The following is a 16,918-nucleotide window of genomic DNA, read 5'->3' on the forward strand; positions in this document are numbered from 1 at the left end:
GCCCTTTTTTGTGTCACTATCTAAATTGTTACAATCCTAATAGTGTATTGTTTTACAATAATTTAACAAGGCTTGTATACTTGACCTATCGTTTCAATTTTATCCTTAAACAGTATGGATGCTCGTTAAGGAAGCAACTCACTATTTGAGCGTAACTTTAGCATGCAAAATCGTAAGAACCGCCCCCCTAAATTGACTGATTGGCGTAAAAGTTTACCGATGAAATTCATGTTCATCCAACTCGCGGTGGCTACAATCATCATCTTAGCCAGTGTTTGGTTTCTTAAGTCTATTGAAATAAATCGACTTATTGATAATCAGCAAACATTGAATATTAATGTCGGTAAAGCGATTACGGCAACTTTGCAGCAAAAAACCAATCGAATTGAACGTTTAGCCGTCTCTATTAGCGCGCTTGGTGAACTGTACCAGCACAACCCTTCTCTTTTAGACGAAAGTATTCCAGCATTACTCGATCAGTTAGGCCAAGAAGCGGTTATTCTCGGCGGTGGAGTTTGGCCCGAGCCCAAGGCTTTTGACAAAGATAAACGTAAAGATAGCCATTTTTGGGCACGTAACCCCGGCGGGAAACTGCTCAAAATTGACGATTACAACCAAGACGACAACCCGAATTACTACCAAGAAAACTGGTATATCCCAGCAAAGTATTACCCTGCAGATACCACATATTGGTCTAAATCTTATATAGACCCTTTTACACAAGACCCAATGATTACCGCCTCGGTGCCGATGTGGTCTCATCATGAGTTTATTGGCGTATCTACCGTTGATATTGCGCTATCGAGCCTCGACGGTTTTTTCAAAACAGCCCTATCAGGCCAAAGGGGCTATGTATTTGCATTGGATCAGCAAAATAGGTTGCTCTCATTCCCAAGCCTAGATACTGATCTTACTGAAGAGGGAGTCCTAAAGCGTTTATTTCAACCTTTTGCTGATTTCACCGAACAATATGAGTCGTTCAAACCACTGCAAGCTAGAATAGATGAAATTGACGCCGAGTTTATGCGCCAGGCCAATATAGACAGGGCTTACACTGCAAAGCAACTTGAAAATGTCACGGCAAACATCCCCCCGAATGAACGTGCCAAACTTACCGCGCTGATTAACCAAAATGCCAAAAACAAACTGCAAAGTGTTCAGTTAATTGCCAGCATAGAGCTCGACAACGATCCGCAACTGCAAGAGCCTGTTATCGTCACCGTTTTCTTAATGCCGGGGACCTATTGGAAAATCATTCTTGTGACGCCATTAACAGCGGTAGAAACCAGCGCTAAGTCGATGGCGAGTTCCGTAGGTCTTTATTTAGTGGGCATTCAGATTTTTGCACTGATGTTGTTATTTATTTTGCAAAACAAACTCTTTATTAACCCCATTAGTCGAATGGTAAACGCACTGAACAACAGCAACTCTGCATTGATTGAACTTGAAAGCAGTAATCGAAAAGATGAGATTGGCATGCTCGCAAAAGCATTCAGTTCTCGTACGCACCAATTAGAGATCGCACTGGCCAGTTTAGATGCCACCAACCTTGCTTTAGAAAAGCAGTTGGAGGTTCAACAGCTAGCACAAGCAGAACTAAAAGAGAGTAAAGAGCAGCTCAATTTGGTATTGAACTCCGCGCATAACTTAATATTCATCAAAAATATCAATGGTGAGCTCACACTTGTTAACGATCAATTCTGCCGTACTGTTGCGTTAAATCGAGATGATATTATTGGTGTAAGAGACCATTTAGTATTGCCCAGAGATGTCGCCAAAATAAATAGCGACAACGACAAGATGGTTCTCACGCAGAAACGAGAACTCAGTTACGAGCAAGCATTCCCAAGTGAAGGTAACTTTCACACCTATTTAGTCACCAAATTTCCAATATTGAACAGTCAACAAGAGGTTGTATCCATAGGCACGATTGCATTTGATATTAGTGAAACCAAAAAGCTTGAGCTAAAAAACAAAGCCCAGTTTGAGATCCTCAGGCAAGAAAAGTCCAAAAACATCCGTTTCATTGAAAAATTGGAACAGACCAATAGACGACTACAAGATGAAACAGCACAAGCACGCATACAATCAAATAAGGAGTTTAACTACGAAAAAGTTAAACTCGATAATCAAGCACTATACCCTACCCTAGTGGCAAACCTTGTCAGGCCAATATTTCGACAGCAAGATGAACTCGCAGCCAAGGCTTACCGCTTATCAAATGGGTCCCTTAATGCGGCTGATTTTGGGGTGGAGTTGACCGAACAGACAGAACGGTTAAGACATTTAGAATACTTACTTTCAGCGCAAGACTACGGGGCTAAGCCAATTGATTTAGTCCAACTATTAGAGCATATCATCGCGCTATTACGGCCTAAGTTTGTCGACGCCGATATTGACCTAGAGATCCAAAGTGATAATAGACTCATCGTAGACGGTATCCACTGGCACTTTTTAATCCTGTTTTATAGGCTCATTAATAACACGTTAACCGATGCATTTGATCCTCATCAAACGAACAAAAGTATTAAGCTTATTTTGGTGAAACAGAAAAATGAGCTGGTCATCACCGTGTATGATAATGGCAAAGGATTTACCACAAACCAGCGGGATGCATTACAGCTGCAAATTACTGAAAATGAAATTCATGGCACAATATCTACATTGTCGGTGTGGCTGCAAAGTGAGTTTAACGGAAAAGTACAATTGCGCAGCTTGCAGGCTGAAGCTCAGTATAAAACACAAATCAGTTGCTCTTTATCGCTAACATAAAAAAACACTCATTAGAGTGCTTTTTTATGCGCCTAAAGAGCGTCAATCAAGCTACATTGATACATCCACAATATAATGACCTTGTATCCAGTTTCGGCCGATTAACAGCTTGTAGGTCATTTTACTTCTATCTCGTAGATTAACTTTAACTTTATATTCTTCACCTAACTCGCCAATCTTGAGTTCAACCATGTAGCGAGTTTCACTGCCTTGCGCGTTGCGAATAAGTGATGTTTCAACGATACGAGATTTTACGACCTTAGACTCACCCTTTTCATTCTCAGTGGTAAAATGAATCACCTTACCGACATTTTTATTCATGTCGGTCTCTTCATTTTCAATCTTAAAGTCAACGGCATGTAAGGAGTTTTCTACAGCCCCCGTATCAATACGAGTTTTAAACATCATACCTGACTCAACAATACTGATCGGAGCGGTCGGGCCAATATACTTTTTATCAGAAACATCCACTACATAGCGGCCTTTGAGCCAGTTACGGCCAATGAGCAATTTATAATCCATATGGCTACGATCACGTAAATTAACTCTTACCTTTCGCTCTTCTCCTTTAAAGCCAACATCTAGGTCGACCATATAGCGTGTTTCTGTGCCTTGAGAATTACTGACTGTCGATGTCTTAACAATCTTAGCTTTTATGCGTTTAGACTGACCCTTTGCATTTTCCGTCGTAAAGGACAACGTTTTACCGATGTTGTCCTTCATGTTTTTAGCACTGCCACCTTCCACTTTAAGATCGACAGCATGTAAAGAGGTATTCACCGCCCCTGTATCGATACGCGCAACATAGGGTAAATCAGCATGTGCTACAAACATATTCGCTGTAGATCCAATAACCGCCTTATCATTGGCCTGAACAGATAATGAAGTCATCAAGGTCAAGAGGCACCATCCCATTTTTTTTAGCATCGCTATTCCTAAATAAAGTTAAGTCAATTTATGGCTTGTTTGAAGTTATCATAGCAAGAAATCTTACCGTTTGACGCCAAAGCTGTGTCGACAATGATGCTTATCTCATCGATAAACAATTCATTAAGCTTGAATTTTTATCGGTAGCACGCCAACCAAATAAATTTAGCAGCTCAAAGCTGACGTTAAGTTGAACAAAGTGTCTAAACAAGTGCTTAGAAGAAATGAAGAACAAATAGCAGCAACAACATAGCTGAAAAGACGCAATGGCATACATACCAGCGCTTATGAAAACTCTGTTTGTAGAGCCTAACGTTCCGATAAAACTGCACGCCTAGCCAGACAAGGATAAACGGTACAAAAGGGAGAGAGATGACGAGAGGGAAAAAACCCCAGCCTAAGTCCAATGCATTCTGACTGAATAGGCGCAAAAAACACCAAAAAACAAACAAGCAAAAATAAACAAGCAAATGTTGTCCATTTATAGAGCGCTTTAGATTTTCTAGCATCGAATTCCCCATATTCATAACTGAACATTAGGCCTTATTGGAACAAGCAACAAGGCTAAATAGAGAGAATTCTGTAACGAAATATAAAATCAATTTGCACTATGTGGCCATGAGCTTAGCAATTTCTTGGTCAAACAAGTTCTTGATCAGGCATGAAAACTCTGTAATGAACAATGTCTGTTCAGCAGTTGCTTTATGCGTCGCCACTCTTGCAAGGATCTCTTCCAGATCATACACAATCGAGTCAACCTCTCTAATCACTATGTTTCGCTGAGCAAAGCTCAAAGACGGATTTTGACCACAAACCATGATAATTTGAGCTGCAAGCTGTTCTTCAAACAGCTCCATAACCGTGTCTTCAGCCGCTGATTGATGTTGTTGCGAGTTTTCAAATATACCTAAATGTTCAGTCAAATATTGAACAAGGTGCATATACCCGTCTGTATCGGTAACCATATCCCTTCCGAAATATGCAAAGTGCATAAATGATAAAGCGGCTCAAAAAGAGCCGCAAATTCTTTTGGATAAGAATCTTATCTGAGTTTAAAGTGAAATGATATTGCCTAGATCTATTTCTTGAGATTCAAAATAAAGGAGACTGGCACCGCGTTACTAATTGCCGACAACCCTGCTATCTCGCGCAACTTTTCAATACCTTGCGTCAAACCAAAGCTGTCTGAATTAACAATGACAGGCATGACACTCGCAACGAGTAGATTCGCGTCAGAAAGCCTAGCAATGCTCACCGTAAAGGGAAGACTCACTTTCTTACCGTGTAAGTCCACCTGCCCATCAATAGTGGCTACTTTTGACTCCCCAACGGCAATACTGTTGAGCAGCTTCTTATCTACTTTGGCAGATAACGTCAGCTTGGGGTACTTATCAACTTCAAACAATAACGACCCCATGCGTTCGTCTCTTATCTCAACTTGGGTATCAACACTCGCAAGAGAAATAGTTAACTCAAATTCGCCATTATCGTTTAGCGTTCCTGCTATGGTTTTAAAATGGTGAACTTCGGCGATATCGCCTTTTTTAATCGAAATAAAATTGACGTTTGATTCATCATTTGTGACTTTCCAGCTTGCTGCTGACGTGACAAACGATAACGGAATGAGTAGTAATCCAATTATTATATTTTTCATGGTCGCTCCCTCTAGAAAAAATAGTGATAGATATCAATATGCAAAACAACATCAAGTGCTAATTTAGCACAAGCAGTTACTTCACACAGTAAATTCTAATTTCACAGTATGTGATTATTTTAGTACATAGGGTGCTTTTGCTGCCGTTAAAAGCAAAAATGCCACTTAATGAAGTGACATTTTTATCAATAACTGACTATGGGGCTAATCTATCTCGCTGCCATTGACCATCGGCTGATTTAACATAAATAAATCGATCATGCAGCCTGTTCTCGCCGCCCTGCCAAAATTCAATGCTTTTTGGCTTAACGATGTAGCCTCCCCAAAACTTTGGCAGTGGAACATCGCCATTGGCAAACTTAGCCTTCATCTCGGCGAATTTTGTTTCCAGTGCTTTCCTGGCTGAAATTGGGCTAGATTGCTTTGAAACCCATGCCGCTATTTGACTGTCTTTGGGGCGAGACATGAAGTATTTCAATACTTCCGTCTTTGATAATGGCTCGGCTATACCGGTTATCGCCACTTGCTTTTCTAACGTGTGCCAAGGAAATAGCAAACTTACCTGTGAATTATGAGCAATATGCTGCGCTTTACGGCTCTCAAGGTTTGTAAAAAATACAAAACCATCATTACCAAACCTTTTAAGTAAAACAATCCGCTGGAACGGCTGACCACTTTCATCGACAGTACCGAGTGACATCGCCGTTGGATCTTTTATCTCTGAGTCCTTAACCACTTCTAGCCAAGAAGTAAAAAGGTCCATTGGATCATCAGGTACATTTTCGCTGTGCATCTCTCCTAGAGAATACTCTCGCCTGATATCGCTTAGCTCTGACATCTATCAATCCTTTCATATTGCATGCTAAAAGAAGTACTGCAGATATTCATGTAAATACCTGTCCCAATAGCTTACTTAACTTTGCCGTTAGAATCAGCCCAAACATGCAATAATTCAAGCCCTAATGTGGCACCTGCCAGTGCAGTGATCTCAGCACTGTCATACGCTGGTGCAACTTCCACCACATCCATACCAACGATATTCATACCATTCAAGCCACGAATAATTTTCATCGCTTTATCGCTCGTTAGACCACCACATACGGGTGTGCCGGTGCCTGGCGCAAATGCTGGATCTAAGCAATCAATATCAAAGGTAACGTACATTGGCATATCGCCGACTCTTTCACGGATTTGTGCGACGATTTGCTCTGCACTTTGATCATTCGCGGCTCCTGCATCAATGACTTTGAAGAGGTGGTTTGATTGATCGTACTCCGTTCTGATACCCACTTGAATAGAGTGTTCTGCAGCAATAAGCCCCTCTTTTGGTGCGTGATAAAACATCGTACCGTGGTCATACTTACTGCCTTGACTGTAAGTGTCAGTATGCGCATCGAAATGGAGTAACGCCATTTTGCCATGTTTTTTGTAGTGAGCACGTAGTAGAGGCAAAGTAACGAAATGATCACCACCGAAACTTAATAGCGCTTTACCCGACTCAACAATTGCCGTGGCAAAATCTTCAACTCGCTTAGTAAAGTCAGCAGAATCGCCGCAGTCATAGACAAGATCACCGGCATCAACCACTTTAATGTGATCACTTAGTTTAAATTGCCAAGGCCAGCGCGACTCTTCCCACGCTAAGTTAACGGAGGCTTGACGGATTGCACCCGGTCCCATGCGGCCGCCTGAACGTCCTGTGGTTGCCATATCAAAAGGCAAACCTAACACCACAACATCTGCATCACTCTCTAATGGCTTAAACTCTAGTGGCAATCTTAAGTAGCCAAACGCATTTGAGTAAAGCGAGTAATCAGGTTTGTCAGCGATAGTAGTCATAAAAGCTCCGTAAAAGGTCTAAATTCACAATGTATGAGCTGTTAACTTTTCGCTAGCAGCTTGAATATAATGTTTATAATTAAAATAATTCGTTGTATTAAGCTGCAGGTCACAACGAGCTACTTCAATATGTTCAGGAAAGCCACTGGTGCTAATTTGTTGATTAACACCGATCACATCCCAACTACGGGGGTGTAAGATATTTAACATGGCGGTGAATATATTGAACGCATATAGCTCAAAGTTCAAGTTCGTTTCAATACTCACATAAGCACTTTGTGCTTGAGGTGTAATATGAACGGTTATGAACTGTTCGCCATTCAAACCATTTACTGAGTACCCACAAGGATCGAAAAGGTGATCATCAAAAATGAAGTCGGGTAATAATGCGTGTAAATTGAGCTGGCTCAATATCATCTGCTTGATTTGACTGGGTTGACGAAGATAATCAGCGACCTCGCCTTTGATGTGATACATCAACAAGTTAGTGCTACTGCAGAGCTTTTCAGTCATTTCGCTGCAAAAAAGATAATGGTGATGACCATCTAAATGACCCACACGATATGCGGTTCCGCTTAGCCTAGATTGTAATTGTTTGGCGTCATCTTCAAAGTGTGTAGATTGAAGGTGAGACAAAAACTCGCTCTTTCTCTGATAGTTAAATGATGAAATATTATCTTCACCGATTTCATCAATCAAAAAAATGCCAGCTTTAACTAGGTTGGTATTGCCACATGTAATGAGTAACAGTTTGTTATCCCAAACAAAAAGGCTAGATTCACTTAGGATATAAGCATCACAGTCGTCATTTGACATGACGGAAAGAATGTCTGCTCCTGCTAGTAAAAGTCCACGATCCCAGAACGCACGTTCATAGCTTCGTAGTGAACGAACTCCATATTTGACTCGGAGCTCGATTTTCTTTTCTGAACCTTCAAAAAACATCTAGCGTCTCTTTTTTGCGTAAAAAATAAGACCAGCGCTGAGTACACTCAACACTGGCCTGATAAAACTCAACATCTATCTAAACTATCAAAAATCTTCTAGATACGTATACCCTTTTAAGCCTAACTGCAGCTCTTCAAGAATACTACAGCGCTCATCTTCATCAATATGCTTATTAACTAATTCTTCATACGTTCTCATAAATGAAACCGCTTCCAAATTCACATACCTAAGCACATCTGCGACCGTGTCTCCTTCTAAGACCGAATCAATATTAGTGCGGCCATTTTCATCAATTCGAACCACTGCAGAGTTAGTATCCCCAAATAGGTTATGCATATCGCCTAAGATTTCTTGATATGCCCCGACTAAAAAGAAGCCTATAAGGTAAGGGCTTTCTTGCGTCCAAGCAGGTACAGGCAGCGTGGTTTCAATACCTTGTCCATCAACATATTGATCGACAATACCGTCTGAGTCACAGGTAATATCAAGCATGACTGCGCGGCGCTCAGGTGCTTTATCTAACCCTGAAAGGGGTAAGACCGGAAAGACTTGATCAATGCCCCATGCATCAGGCAATGACTGAAACAACGAAAAATTAACAAAGAACTTATCGGCTAACTTTTCGTTTAACTCATCAATAACCGGACGATGGAAACGATATTTCGGACTCATGCTGCCTTGTAATTCATGGCATACACGCAAATTAATTTGCTCAGCCCAGGCTCTATCTGCAAGGCTCAGTTGTCCTAATGCAAATAGAGAGTGCGCTTCGCTAAGATCGCTTTGACAGTCATGGAAAATTTCAATTAGTGCTCTTTGATCCGCTTTCCCACTCACTTCAGTCCAAGATTGCCACATATTTTGTAGCAACTGTGGCGCATCATCGCTTGGAGGTAGGATATTTTCCGGCTTATATGACTCAGTACCGATAACATCTGTCAATAATACCGCGTGATGTGCGGTTAAGTATCGGCCAGATTCTGAGATAATCCTCGGCATCGGCTGCTCATATTCTTTACACATATCATTAAGCACGCTAACGATATTGTTAGCATATTCAGTTAGACCGTAGTTCATCGAGTTAGCGCTTTGACTACGAGTACCATCGTAATCAACCGCCAGTCCACCGCCAACATCAAAGCACTTAACATTAGCGCCTAGTTTCATTAATTCACAATAAAAACGGCCAGCTTCACTTACGCCTTGGCGAATATCTCGAATATTGGCAATTTGCGACCCTAGATGAAAATGCAGTAACTCTAATGAGTCCAACATACCTGCATATTTCAATTCATCGATAACTTTGAGAACTTGCGCGGCTGACAGCCCAAATTTAGACTTTTCGCCGCCACTCGCCTGCCACTTACCCTTGCCTTGAAATGCTAAACGCACTCTTAAGCCGAGTCTCGGCGTCACGCCAAGCTCTTTAGCTTGTTCTAGCACCACTTTAAGCTCAGACATTTTCTCAAGCACAATGTAAACCTTATGCCCGAGCTTCTCGCCAATTAATGCTAAGCGAATATATTCTTTATCTTTATAACCATTGCAGATAATCACAGAGCTGGCTTTTTGAGCCATTGCAAGGACAGCCATTAATTCAGGCTTACTTCCCGCCTCAAGCCCTAATTGCGGCACTTCTTTTTCAACTTGACTCGCCAAGATCTCTTCAACAACCGTTTGCTGCTGATTAACCTTAATCGGGTAGACTAGTAGATAGTCAGCTTCGTATTGGTACTTTTGAATCGCCTGATTAAACGCCTGACACAGACTATTAACTCTGTGATGAAGGATCTGTGGAAATCGAACTAAAACAGGCAGAGCAACGCCCGCTTTAACCATATCTTTGGCAAGTTCATTTAACCCAATTTTACAATCAGGACGACTAGGATCTGGAGAGGCTGTTACTTCTCCCTCATCACTAATACCATAGAGCCCTTGGCTCCAATAGTTTACGTTGTAACTTGCACGTGCATCATCAATAGACCAATTGCTCATATTTTCCTAACCTGCCTATTTAACCTATGTAACGCCAAACAAAGCCCATTGCTCCATTTAACCATCTTATTACTTTGTGCCATTCACGAAAAAATGACGAACTCTATGTCCTGTGCTGCTGCACTAACCGCCTTTACGCGCACTGAAAGCTTACGTTGCTAGCTGATAAACATAGCATGTAAAACGCGTGGGTTGAATTCATCACTGCGTTTTTGTCGGTGGTAACCTTGCTAAACACCGGGTAAACATTGCGTGTTATTAGCGCCATTTGACCGTGTTTTTTGGGGCGCAATTAAACCTTGAGGAGGTGAATAAATCAAGCTTAACCTTAAGGATTTCAGCAAAAATATTGGTATCGCCTAGGCTAAAGTACCAAACCATCACCACAACGACAAAACGCCCCCTAAAATGACCCCATTTATTCCGGCTAAATCACATCTTCTCTGTATTAGTGCATTGTGACTAAAGCATATTGAAATGAATTCCACTATAATCGCTGCAGAAGTTAGTTGTCATAGTTAAAAAGTAGAGAGAAACATGATTGAGATAGGCAAACCCTGCAAGCTCGAAGTTGTCAAACAAGTTGAATTTGGCGTTTATTTAGATGCCAAGGACTTAGGTCAGGTGCTGCTCCCGAGCAAAGTCGTCCCGAAAGAGTGCCATGTCGGCGATATGGTCAACGTGTTTCTCTATTTAGATTCTGAAGACATGGTTATTGCAACGACTAAACGTGCATTAGGACAAGTAGGCCAGTTTGCCTTTTTGGAAGCAAAAGTGAATGGTCCCTACGGATGTTTTCTTGATTGGGGATTAGACAAAGATCTGCTGCTTCCTTTTGGCGAGCAACATCGTGAAATTGAAGAAGGTAAATCATACCTTGTCTATATCTATACCAGTCACGTTGATGACCGCATTGTAGCCTCCTCTAAAGTCGATAAGTTCTTAGATTTAACAGAACCTACTTATGAAGATGGTGAAGAAGTGAGTCTTATTATTGGTGGAACAACTGATCTTGGCTTTAAGGCGATCATCAACAATGCACATTGGGGTGTACTTTATACCAATGAAGTCTTCACTCGTCTTAGCTTTGGTCAGAAAATCAAGGGCTTTGTTAAGCGTGTTAGAAGCGATGGTAAAATTGATCTATCTTTGCAGAAAGGCGTCAAAGAAGAGTTAGATCAACATTCAACAACCATCTTGTTTAAATTAAAACAAGCTGGCGGTTTTTTACCCCTCAATGATAAAACAGATGCTGAAGTCATATACGCTCAAATGTCTATGAGTAAAAAAGCCTTCAAAAAGAGTATTGGTGGCTTGTATAAGAAAGAGCAGATCACTATCTCACCCGAAGGGATCCGCTTAGTCGATTAATATCTGACTGTGTAGCCAGTGTATACGGCTATAAATACAGCGATTATAGGTGATGTAAGTTAAACCACCTTTGCATTGAAGCATGGCTCTGTTATAACAAAGCCATGCTTTTTTATTAAGGGATCAAAATGGAACTTACTCAACATGAAGCACGGATTATTGGTGTGCTACTCGAGAAGGAGCTCACTACGCCTGAACAGTACCCTTTATCTCTCAATAGTTTGACATCCGGTTGCAATCAGAAGTCTAGCAGAGAACCCGTGCTTAACTTAAGCGAATCAGACGTTCAAAACACACTCGATAGCCTAACAAAAAAACGCCTAATTTCAGACCAATCAGGCTTTGGTAGTCGCGTCCTCAAATATAAGCACCGCTTCTGTAATACTGAATTTAGTGATTTGCGGTTAAATCCTGCGCAACTGGCCATTGTTTGCCTGCTATTACTCCGCGGTCCACAAACACCAGGAGAGTTAAGAACGCGTAGTAATCGATTACATGAATTTGGCGACGTCAGTGAAGTTGAACATGCATTAATTGAGCTCGCGCGCAGAGAAACACCACTCGTTGCTCTGTTAGCAAAAGAGCCCGGAAAAAGAGAAGCACGTTATTGTCAGCTTTTCACCCCCTGCAGTACAAACGTAGAATCTAGCGCCTTATTGCCTATCGAAGCAGTAAAGCTCGACAACTCACAGCAGGGACTGAGCGACAAAGTCGCTAAGCTCGAAATTGAAGTCAGTGAATTAAAGGTACTGGTGCAACAACTGCTAGCAACACAAGCCGATATCGAGTTAAATAATAATTAATTCACAAGTACTCATGTATGGTTAACGCCCGTCAGTTCTGGTGTTAATCTGTTAGCCGTTTTAATTCCACAGATTAAGGGAATAGTTTGGAAAACAGTCAACATAGCAACAATTTGCGCAATACCCTTTTACTTGCCCAATTTGAAGTCAAAAAAATGTTATTCAACCCTAGAGGGATGATTGCGCTTGCCGCTTTTGCGCTCGTTTGGTTACTTATTTTACTCTATCCAATCCGCGGAGCATCAGAGTTTTTAATCACTCCCCACTACAAAGATCTTATCGAAGGCATATTTGGGCCGGACGTTGTTAGTGAGTTGTTCAAATGGTCTGTCGCTGAATTGGCTATTTATTGGATTGCAGCGCTGTACCTGTTTCCAATGTTCAGTATCTTTATTGCAGCAGATCAGTTCTCCTCTGACAAATCTCGCGGTACATTCCGCTTCTTAACGCTTAGAACCAGTAGAGAAAGCATTTTCTTCGGCCGCTTTTTAGGCCATATGACAATTCAAACTATTTTGGTTTCTTTAACGGTGTTAGCCACTATTGCGCTCGCGGTGAGTAGAGAAACGGCACTATTAATGCCCGCAATAACCAGTGGCATATTGGTTATCGTCAACCTTGTTATAGTGATTTTACCCTATACCGCATTAATGGCGATACTCTCGCTCTACGCAAACTCAGCGCGTCAGGCAACCATATATGCCATTCTTATTTGGGCTGCAATGTCGATAACCATCGCTGTCATCAATAACTTCCTACCCATCATTAGTGAATTAAAATGGATCCTTCCAGGCTCACAGATTTCATTAATGATTAACACCCAAGGCTTAGGCAGCTTTGCATATGCTCCTGTGGCTTTATTGCAAACAATAGTGCTTCTGTTACTAGGACGTATATATATCAAACGGAGCGCGCTATGAGACTCATTGAATGTAAAGGTTTATCGAAATCCTACGGCAGTAAACAGGCATTAAGGCAGGTTGATCTTAACTTGGAAGCCGGAGAGCCGATTGCTTTAGTTGGACCCAATGGGGCGGGTAAAACCACGCTATTCAGCCTTTTATGCGGTTATATAACACCTACTGATGGCGAGGTTAGTATACTGGGTCATACGCCTGGAGATAGCGCACTGCTTGGACGTGTCTCTTCTCTGCCTCAAGATGCCACTCTTGACCCTAACTTTGATATCCTGACTCAACTTGTGCTGTTTGCTACTTTGCAGGGCTTTTCTAAAAGTGACGCGAAATCGGAAGGCCTAAGAGTTTTATCTTTAGTCGACCTCGCCGATTGTGCCTCACAGAAGCCTAAATCATTAAGCCACGGTATGGCAAAACGAGTCGCTATCGCTCAATCGTTAATTGGTTCGCCAGAATTAGTATTATTAGACGAACCGACAGCGGGTCTTGATCCCGCCAACGCCAAGAAAATTCGTGAATTGGTTAGAACGCTTTCAAGCAAGACAACCTTTATCATCAGCTCACACAATTTAGATGAACTTGAAAAACTCTGCGGACAAGTTTTGTATCTAGAGCAAGGACAGCTAACCCAATCAGTGTCCATGAATGATAACTTACAAAATCAGTATATTACGTTAACGATGCAGCAGTGTGATGCCGATAAAGTCGTTGATGCTGTCATGGCACTACCTGACATAAACTCAATTGAGAAGAAACAACATAACGAGTTTTTGATAAAGCATAATAGCGAAGAGGATTATGCCATTGAAAGTGCCCTATTCGCTTTATTCAAGCATAACAACTGGCAATATAAAGCCATTCTCAAAGGACGCACCCTTGAAGATAAACTCTTCTCTTAATAAGTGACTCGCTGAATACATTGTCTATTGAATGATGATTGCACACGACTGGTACCAAGGTGCCAGTCGTGTTTTCAGCGTCCAATGGGCCCTGTCCCGCTACTAACATCACTTTCTACAATACTTCAAACTGCATAATACTCTTTACCCAACACCGCTTAACCCGCCCAATAACCAAAGTAATCAGTGCTCCCCATTGCATTGATTGTAGATAATGGTGGTCCGTGAAAAAGTCCATAACACGGAATAATGCTCAATCGATAATCGCTATCAATCGCCGTGCAGCTAGCAAGCGAATTGTGACAGAGAAAACCTAAACTAAAGATAGTCGCATGCTTAAGCTACAAAACAGCGTAGAAAACTAACATCCAGTAACCCATGGAGTCTATACGATGGTACTTTTGGGCTAGTAACATTTAGGCAAGTAAGATAGAGCATGTTTTGTGTTTAGGGGCGTAACTAGATTAGGTAAAACGGAGTGAGATTTACATTTTATTGCGGAACAAAGCAGGGAATGGAATGTTTTTAAAATACAGAAAAGAAAAAAGAGCCGTGATAAATCACGGCTCTTCGGAATTTTTTTGCGATTAGCTAGATGCTAATCAAGCTGGTAACTAAACTACAGTTACGTTCTCAGCTTGTGGGCCTTTTTGACCTTGAGTAACAGTAAACTGAACTTTTTGACCTTCGTCAAGAGTTTTGAAACCGTCAGAGTTGATAGCGCGGAAGTGTACGAATACATCTGGGCCAGACTCTTGCTCGATAAATCCGAAACCTTTATCAGAGTTAAACCACTTAACAACGCCAGTAACTTGAGACATAATATTGAATCCTGTAAATATAAATTAAAGCCTTAACGGCGGTAAAGCTGGAAAATGCCGGTTTACTTAATGTTAACAGGACGAACATTGTCGTATTGAACACATAAAAATAAGCCCTAACCTTCAAGCTGCAAACACTATAAACGATTCCCATGATAAGTCAACATACATTAATGACTAAATTTATAGTATTTTTAATACGCTATCAGCGCTCAGGAAAATCCAAAACTGAAATAACATGCAAAACTTAAACACTCTATTAAAACAGAGGCTTAAATCACGATCGCTGACTGGTACGCCCTATACTAGTGAGCTCTAAAGACTTCTATCTTGAAATCTAATTCACACTCAAATCCTGAGGCTGATAACTCCAGCTTTTGTTCGTCTGTAAGCTTCCAGTTATAGGGTGTCATTTGCAAAAAGTGACGAATATCGCTTTCGTCATTCAATATTAGCGTACTTTCAAGTCGCTTTTGTTCTAATAATGTAAAGCCTTCAATGGCCGATGGCTCTTGAGTATGCTCTTTGGGTGTCTCATATATGAGCTCTTTCAGTGCAAAGTGATGTCGCGGCCCAGCACATACGGTGATCAAAATTCCGCCAGACTTTATCACTCGTTTAAGTTCCGTATCTAATGAAGGCGCGTAGATCCTCAGCATGAAGTCAAAACTATCATCAGAAAACGGCATATCAAAAGCACTGGCAACACTAAAAGCGATATTCGGGTAACGTTTTGCGGCATACTTCAGAGCTGACTTACTGATGTCTAATCCGTACAAGGTAAAGTCATCACCTAGCTCTTGAGCCAAACGATTCGAGTAATACCCTTCGCCACAACCAATATCAAGACCATATTCAGCATCATTAAGATAAGCCTTTGCCAGCTGATTAACATTATCACTTAGCTCTTGATAGTAACCTTTATTGAGGAACTCTCTTCGAGCAAACATCATCTCTTTGTTGTCACCAGGATCACTAGACTTCTTCTTTTGAACTGGAAGTAAGTTTACATAGCCTTCTTTCGCACAATCAAATCGATGATTAGACTCACAAAACCAAGTTTTATTCTGCAGCATTAAAGGTTTTTCGCATATTGGGCAACGGTAAATCATCAATCATTCTCCAATGCAAATGAACTCTCAGTATCATCTGCCATAAGTTGTTCTATAATTTTATTTAGCTGTGGTGGCGCTAATAGTTGATAGCTTTCAAGCTTTCTTATCAACATATCTTGGTCAATATCAACGTTAGCCGCTCGATACAAGTTTGGTCGTTCGATGAGTTGAGAATAGAGGCGAGTCAGTAACTGCCTTTTTCTTATCAATTGGGCATCTAGTTGACTTATATCGTCATTGGCTTGGTTTAAAAATCCTTGAGCAGCAAAGTGTTTTAAGTCGCAACAAATACTGTCTAACTCGCTAATTTCTACTAAAAGGCTTTCAGCAGTGGGTTCTACATCCATTGAACGAGCGATAATGTGTTTCGCTCGTTGGATCTCTCTCGCCAAATTACCTAATCGAAAGTCCGCTTCTAAAGGGACTAACTCCCATTTTACAGGCCCCACAATATTGAACTGGCAGCCATTACCGATACTCACTGCGACAAAGAGCCCTTTTCTAAGCTGCTCGGCACAAAGTCTAGGCGAAATGCCCAGCGTTGAAAATAAGCGCCAACCTTGACCAACGCTACGATTAAGGATTGCATCAGATGCGGCATATTCATTCGCTTCGATAACATCAAGCGACAAGTATGGATGAAGCCGAATCATCAGTGACATTTTAGTCACTGTAACGCTTACAACAACGACTTCAGCAATAGGGCCAGATTGCAGCTGCAATACACTAAAGTTGCCAAACTGCTCAGACAAAACAAGTTTTAATTTTGATTGGTGGTTAATTTCGATTATTTGCGGTTGGATTAACAACGGTTCAAGCATACAACACCTCATTGACGTAGGCATATTGTACTTGCT

15 protein-coding genes are annotated in these 16,918 nt (G+C 41.3%); 5 read left to right on the plus strand and 10 right to left on the minus strand.

What is annotated here, in order from left to right:
* Positions 1–162 precede the first annotated feature (162 nt).
* Positions 163–2,772 carry a PDC sensor domain-containing protein gene (locus L2729_RS08455; protein ID WP_248987879.1) on the plus strand — a complete coding sequence of 870 codons (2,610 nt, stop codon included), beginning with the start codon at positions 163–165 and terminating at the stop codon, positions 2,770–2,772.
* Between the two features lie 51 nt (positions 2,773–2,823).
* Here L2729_RS08455 and L2729_RS08460 read toward each other — a convergent pair whose 3' ends face one another.
* From L2729_RS08460 to speA, 7 genes are all read right to left on the minus strand, one after another.
* Positions 2,824–3,699 carry a putative ATP-dependent zinc protease gene (locus L2729_RS08460; protein WP_248987880.1) on the minus strand — a complete coding sequence of 292 codons (876 nt, stop codon included), beginning with the start codon at positions 3,697–3,699 and terminating at the stop codon, positions 2,824–2,826.
* 608 nt (positions 3,700–4,307) lie between these two features.
* Entirely contained in the window at positions 4,308–4,664 is a 357-nt protein-coding gene (locus tag L2729_RS08465) for a DUF3802 family protein (protein ID WP_248987881.1), read from the minus strand.
* 113 nt (positions 4,665–4,777) lie between these two features.
* Positions 4,778–5,353 carry a YceI family protein gene (locus L2729_RS08470; protein ID WP_248987882.1) on the minus strand — a complete coding sequence of 192 codons (576 nt, stop codon included), beginning with the start codon at positions 5,351–5,353 and terminating at the stop codon, positions 4,778–4,780.
* Positions 5,354–5,549: 196 nt separating this feature from the next.
* Entirely contained in the window at positions 5,550–6,191 is a 642-nt protein-coding gene (gene pdxH, locus L2729_RS08475; RefSeq protein WP_248987883.1) for a pyridoxamine 5'-phosphate oxidase, read from the minus strand.
* A gap of 71 nt (positions 6,192–6,262) precedes the next feature.
* The gene (speB, locus tag L2729_RS08480) at positions 6,263–7,192 is read right to left on the minus strand and encodes an agmatinase (RefSeq protein WP_248987884.1); all 930 of its coding nucleotides are present in this window, start codon (positions 7,190–7,192) and stop codon (positions 6,263–6,265) included.
* A 24-nt stretch (positions 7,193–7,216) separates the two neighbouring features.
* The gene (locus tag L2729_RS08485; RefSeq protein ID WP_248987885.1) at positions 7,217–8,137 is read right to left on the minus strand and encodes an S-adenosylmethionine decarboxylase proenzyme; all 921 of its coding nucleotides are present in this window, start codon (positions 8,135–8,137) and stop codon (positions 7,217–7,219) included.
* Between the two features lie 87 nt (positions 8,138–8,224).
* Positions 8,225–10,135 carry a biosynthetic arginine decarboxylase gene (gene speA, locus L2729_RS08490; RefSeq protein WP_248987886.1) on the minus strand — a complete coding sequence of 637 codons (1,911 nt, stop codon included), beginning with the start codon at positions 10,133–10,135 and terminating at the stop codon, positions 8,225–8,227.
* 537 nt (positions 10,136–10,672) lie between these two features.
* On the opposite strand from speA, the gene L2729_RS08495 reads away from it, so the two are divergent.
* From L2729_RS08495 to L2729_RS08510, 4 genes are all read left to right on the plus strand, one after another.
* Positions 10,673–11,506, plus strand: a complete 834-nt coding sequence (locus tag L2729_RS08495; protein ID WP_248987887.1) for a CvfB family protein — start codon at positions 10,673–10,675, stop codon at positions 11,504–11,506.
* A gap of 128 nt (positions 11,507–11,634) precedes the next feature.
* The gene (locus L2729_RS08500) at positions 11,635–12,309 is read left to right on the plus strand and encodes a YceH family protein (RefSeq protein ID WP_248987888.1); all 675 of its coding nucleotides are present in this window, start codon (positions 11,635–11,637) and stop codon (positions 12,307–12,309) included.
* 155 nt (positions 12,310–12,464) lie between these two features.
* Complete coding sequence (locus tag L2729_RS08505; protein ID WP_145992417.1) at positions 12,465–13,229, plus strand: ABC transporter permease subunit; 765 nt, start codon at positions 12,465–12,467, stop codon at positions 13,227–13,229.
* Complete coding sequence (locus tag L2729_RS08510; protein WP_248987889.1) at positions 13,226–14,125, plus strand: ABC transporter ATP-binding protein; 900 nt, start codon at positions 13,226–13,228, stop codon at positions 14,123–14,125. The genes L2729_RS08505 and L2729_RS08510 overlap by 4 nt, the downstream gene beginning before the upstream one ends.
* Positions 14,126–14,739: 614 nt before the next feature.
* On the opposite strand, the gene L2729_RS08515 is transcribed toward L2729_RS08510, so the two are convergent.
* The 3 genes from L2729_RS08515 to L2729_RS08525 all read right to left on the minus strand — a co-directional run bounded on the left by L2729_RS08515 (position 14,740) and on the right by L2729_RS08525 (position 16,882).
* On the minus strand, positions 14,740–14,946 hold the full coding sequence (locus L2729_RS08515) for a cold-shock protein (RefSeq protein ID WP_012155714.1): 207 nt from the start codon (positions 14,944–14,946) through the stop codon (positions 14,740–14,742).
* Positions 14,947–15,251: 305 nt separating this feature from the next.
* Positions 15,252–16,058: a 23S rRNA (guanine(745)-N(1))-methyltransferase gene (gene rlmA / locus L2729_RS08520; RefSeq protein WP_248987926.1), complete on the minus strand. Its 807-nt coding sequence runs from the start codon at positions 16,056–16,058 to the stop codon at positions 15,252–15,254.
* Positions 16,058–16,882: a hypothetical protein gene (locus L2729_RS08525; RefSeq protein ID WP_248987890.1), complete on the minus strand. Its 825-nt coding sequence runs from the start codon at positions 16,880–16,882 to the stop codon at positions 16,058–16,060. Before L2729_RS08525 ends, rlmA begins: the two co-directional genes overlap by 1 nt.
* Positions 16,883–16,918 lie beyond the last annotated feature (36 nt).

This window comes from Shewanella gelidimarina (genome assembly GCF_023283945.1).
Taxonomy (GTDB): domain Bacteria; phylum Pseudomonadota; class Gammaproteobacteria; order Enterobacterales; family Shewanellaceae; genus Shewanella; species Shewanella gelidimarina.

What these genes read in the sequence shown, in the direction of transcription:
- pdxH (WP_248987883.1), bottom strand. Translation starts at nt 6,191, where the DNA reads ATGTCAGAGCTAAGCGATATCAGGCGAGAGTATTCTCTAGGAGAGATG.
- L2729_RS08500 (WP_248987888.1), top strand. Translation starts at nt 11,635, where the DNA reads ATGGAACTTACTCAACATGAAGCACGGATTATTGGTGTGCTACTCGAG.
- L2729_RS08465 (WP_248987881.1), bottom strand. Translation starts at nt 4,664, where the DNA reads ATGGTTACCGATACAGACGGGTATATGCACCTTGTTCAATATTTGACT.
- L2729_RS08470 (WP_248987882.1), bottom strand. Translation starts at nt 5,353, where the DNA reads ATGAAAAATATAATAATTGGATTACTACTCATTCCGTTATCGTTTGTC.
- L2729_RS08495 (WP_248987887.1), top strand. Translation starts at nt 10,673, where the DNA reads ATGATTGAGATAGGCAAACCCTGCAAGCTCGAAGTTGTCAAACAAGTT.
- L2729_RS08510 (WP_248987889.1), top strand. Translation starts at nt 13,226, where the DNA reads ATGAGACTCATTGAATGTAAAGGTTTATCGAAATCCTACGGCAGTAAA.
- L2729_RS08525 (WP_248987890.1), bottom strand. Translation starts at nt 16,882, where the DNA reads ATGCTTGAACCGTTGTTAATCCAACCGCAAATAATCGAAATTAACCAC.
- rlmA (WP_248987926.1), bottom strand. Translation starts at nt 16,058, where the DNA reads ATGATTTACCGTTGCCCAATATGCGAAAAACCTTTAATGCTGCAGAAT.
- L2729_RS08505 (WP_145992417.1), top strand. Translation starts at nt 12,465, where the DNA reads ATGTTATTCAACCCTAGAGGGATGATTGCGCTTGCCGCTTTTGCGCTC.
- L2729_RS08485 (WP_248987885.1), bottom strand. Translation starts at nt 8,137, where the DNA reads ATGTTTTTTGAAGGTTCAGAAAAGAAAATCGAGCTCCGAGTCAAATAT.
- L2729_RS08515 (WP_012155714.1), bottom strand. Translation starts at nt 14,946, where the DNA reads ATGTCTCAAGTTACTGGCGTTGTTAAGTGGTTTAACTCTGATAAAGGT.
- speA (WP_248987886.1), bottom strand. Translation starts at nt 10,135, where the DNA reads ATGAGCAATTGGTCTATTGATGATGCACGTGCAAGTTACAACGTAAAC.
- speB (WP_248987884.1), bottom strand. Translation starts at nt 7,192, where the DNA reads ATGACTACTATCGCTGACAAACCTGATTACTCGCTTTACTCAAATGCG.
- L2729_RS08460 (WP_248987880.1), bottom strand. Translation starts at nt 3,699, where the DNA reads ATGCTAAAAAAAATGGGATGGTGCCTCTTGACCTTGATGACTTCATTA.
- L2729_RS08455 (WP_248987879.1), top strand. Translation starts at nt 163, where the DNA reads ATGCAAAATCGTAAGAACCGCCCCCCTAAATTGACTGATTGGCGTAAA.